Below are 3,173 nucleotides of genomic sequence, written 5' to 3'. Positions count from 1 at the left end.
TCGACGACGAAGACGACGACGCCTGACACCGTTGCTGGTCGACCGCCGAAGGGTGAGAGACTTTCCGGCATGGTAGAGGCTGCTGCGACGCTGGTGCTGCTCCGGCACGGCGAAAGCGAATGGAACGCCAGTAACCAGTTCACCGGCTGGGTCGATGTGGATCTCACCGACAAGGGGCGCGGCGAGGCGGTGCGCGGCGGTGAGTTACTGGCCGAGCACAACCTGTTGCCCGACGTGCTCTACACGTCGCTGCTGCGCCGCGCGATCACCACCGCGCATCTGGCGCTGGACATCGCCGACCGGCTGTGGATCCCTGTGCACCGCACCTGGCGGCTGAACGAGCGGCATTACGGCGCACTGCAAGGGCTGAACAAGGCCGAGATCAGGGAGCGCTACGGCGACGAGCAGTTCATGACGTGGCGGCGCAGCTATGACACACCGCCGCCGCCCATAGAGAAGGGCAGCACCTACAGCCAGGACGCCGACCCTCGCTACGTCGACATCGGCGGCGGGCCGTTGACCGAATGCCTGGCCGACGTGGTGTCCCGGTTCCTGCCCTACTTCACCGACGTCATCGTGCCTGACCTGCGGGTTGGTAAGACGGTGCTGATCGCCGCGCACGGCAACTCGCTGCGCGCGCTGGTGAAATATCTCGATGGCATGTCCGACGACGACGTCACCGGGCTGAACATCCCGACGGGTATTCCGCTGCGCTACGACTTGGACGCCGGTATGCGTCCGCTGGTGGCCGGCGGCAGCTACCTCGATCCCGACGCCGCTGCTGCCGGCGCAGCCGCGGTGGCCAGCCAGGGCGCGAAGTAGGCGTGTTTTTCAGCAACCTGGGCTAACGCCGGGTGAACGGCGCCCGAACACCTGTCTCGTAGCGTGTGACATGACCGATTTTGGCCTTGTGCTGCTGGGTTGGTGTTCACCGTATTTGTAGAATTCCCATGTGACCGTGTTCTCGGCCCTGTCACTGGCCGGGGTTTTGTTCGTCGCGGCCTTGGCCGCCGGAATCACCGTGGGCGCCCGTTGGGCGCCGCGGGCGACCTTGCGACGGCAGCGAGTGGCCGTCGAAGCCGCTGGAATCACCGTCGCGCAGATGCTGGAACGCATCGTTGCGCTGATGCCCATGGGAGCCGCCGTCGTGGACCGTCACCGCGACGTCGTCTATCACAACGGCCGGGCCAAGGAGCTTGGTCTGGTACGCGAGCGGCAGCTCGACGACGAGGCGTGGAAGGCGGCCCGCAAGACGCTGGCCGACGGCGCTGATGTCGAGTTCGACCTCCTGCCGGGCAAGCGCCAAGCGCCCGGCCGATCGGGCCTGTCGGTGCACGGACAAGCGCGGCTGCTCAGCGAGGCGGATCGGCGGTTCGCCGTGGTCTTCGTCTACGACCACTCCGAATACGCCCGCATGGAGGCCACCCGCCGCGACTTCGTGGCCAACGTCAGCCATGAGCTCAAGACGCCGGTCGGCGCGATGTCCGTGCTCGCCGAGGCGCTGCTGTCATCCGCGGACGACCCCGAGACGGTGCGCCGCTTCGGCGAAAAGGTGCTCATCGAGGCCACCCGGCTCGGGAACATGGTCACCGAGCTGATCGAGCTGTCCCGGCTTCAGGGCGCCGAGCGGTTACCGGATATGGGTGCCGTCGACGTCGATTCCGTAGTGGCCGAAGCGATTTCACGTCACAAGGTGCCGGCCGACAACGCCGACATCATCGTGCGCACGGACGACCCCAGCGGCTTGCGGATGCACGGTGAACAGGCCCTGCTGGTCACCGCGCTGGCCAACCTGGTGTCCAACGCGATCGCGTACTCACTGCGCGGCTCGCTGGTGTCGATCAGCCGGCGCCGTCGCGGCGAGAACATCGAGATCGCCGTCACCGACCGTGGCATCGGGATTGCCCGCAAAGACCAGGAGCGCGTCTTCGAGCGGTTCTTCCGCGCCGACAAGGCACGCTCGCGAGCCACCGGTGGCACCGGTCTCGGGTTGGCCATCGTCAAACACGTCGCGGCCAACCACAACGGCAGCATTGGACTGTGGAGCCAGCCGGGCACCGGATCGACGTTCACCTTGTCGATCCCGGCCTACGACGGCCAGTCCGAACCGGCCGAGCCGTCACCCGAGCGCGAAATGCGCCCCACCAAGCCCTTACGGGAGCCCCAACGAGAGGAAGAAATACACCGATGACGAGTGTGCTGATCGTGGAGGACGAAGAATCGCTGGCGGATCCGCTGGCGTTCCTGCTCCGCAAGGAAGGTTTCGAGGCCACCGTGGTGACCGATGGTCAGTCAGCGTTGGCCGAATTCGACCGGGCCGGTGCCGATATCGTGCTGCTTGACCTGATGCTGCCGGGCATGTCGGGCACCGACGTGTGCAAGCAACTGCGGTCGCGTTCCAGCGTGCCGGTGATCATGGTGACCGCGCGCGACAGCGAGATCGACAAGGTGGTCGGACTCGAACTGGGCGCCGACGACTATGTCACCAAACCGTATTCGGCGCGCGAGCTGATCGCCCGGATTCGCGCGGTGCTGCGCCGCGGCGGTGACGACGACTCCGAGATCACCGACGGCGTGCTGGAATCCGGACCGGTCCGCATGGACGTCGAGCGTCACGTCGTGTCGGTCAATGGCGAACCAATCACGTTGCCGCTCAAGGAATTCGACCTACTGGAATACCTGATGCGCAACAGTGGCCGGGTGCTGACGCGTGGACAGTTGATCGACCGGGTGTGGGGCGCCGACTACGTCGGCGACACCAAGACGCTCGATGTGCACGTCAAGCGGCTGCGGTCCAAGATCGAGTCCGACCCGGCCAACCCGAACCACCTGGTGACGGTGCGCGGACTGGGCTACAAGCTGGAGGGCTGACTCTCATCGAACAGTCAGGCCCCTAGTCGGCCGCCCGCGTTGCGGGGTGCACCGCGATGAGCCCTAATCCGCTGCGCCGCCTGCACATTGCGGCGAGTTCGGCGTAGGCCTTCTCGCCGAGCAACTCGGTCAGCTCGGGACCCAGGCTCACCCACACCTGCTCGGCGCCGACGTGGGCGGCCGGATCGCCGGTGCAGTACCAGTGCAGGTCGGCGCCGCCGGCGCCCCAGCCGCGCCGGTCGTACTCGGTGACGGTGGTCTTGAGGATCTCCGTGCCGTCGGGTCGGGTCACCCACTCCTGA

3 protein-coding genes and 1 pseudogene are annotated in these 3,173 nt (G+C 66.6%); 3 read left to right on the top strand and 1 reads right to left on the bottom strand.

Annotated elements, in window-relative coordinates; translation table 11 throughout:
- The first annotated feature begins 69 nt into the window (after nt 1–69).
- The 3 genes from VGG53_RS10435 (at nt 70) to regX (ending at nt 2,871) form a co-directional block, all read left to right on the top strand.
- The gene (locus tag VGG53_RS10435; protein ID WP_331517983.1) at nt 70–822 is read left to right on the top strand and encodes a phosphoglyceromutase; all 753 of its coding nucleotides are present in this window, start codon (nt 70–72) and stop codon (nt 820–822) included.
- Nucleotides 823–952: 130 nt separating this feature from the next.
- Entirely contained in the window at nt 953–2,191 is a 1,239-nt protein-coding gene (locus VGG53_RS10430; protein WP_331517982.1) for a sensor histidine kinase, read from the top strand.
- On the top strand, nt 2,188–2,871 hold the full coding sequence (gene regX / locus VGG53_RS10425) for a two-component sensory transduction protein RegX (RefSeq protein WP_331517981.1): 684 nt from the start codon (nt 2,188–2,190) through the stop codon (nt 2,869–2,871). The genes VGG53_RS10430 and regX overlap by 4 nt, the downstream gene beginning before the upstream one ends.
- A gap of 22 nt (nt 2,872–2,893) precedes the next feature.
- Here the strand turns inward: regX and VGG53_RS10420 are convergent.
- Nucleotides 2,894–3,173, bottom strand: a pseudogene (locus VGG53_RS10420) (hypothetical protein); the annotation flags it as partial.

Origin of the sequence: Mycobacterium sp. (genome assembly GCF_036490025.1) — a bacterium.
GTDB lineage: Bacteria > Actinomycetota > Actinomycetes > Mycobacteriales > Mycobacteriaceae > Mycobacterium.
This window is presented reverse-complemented; position numbering and strand designations above follow the sequence as displayed.

What these genes read in the sequence shown, in the direction of transcription:
- VGG53_RS10435 (WP_331517983.1), top strand. Translation starts at nt 70, where the DNA reads ATGGTAGAGGCTGCTGCGACGCTGGTGCTGCTCCGGCACGGCGAAAGC.
- regX (WP_331517981.1), top strand. Translation starts at nt 2,188, where the DNA reads ATGACGAGTGTGCTGATCGTGGAGGACGAAGAATCGCTGGCGGATCCG.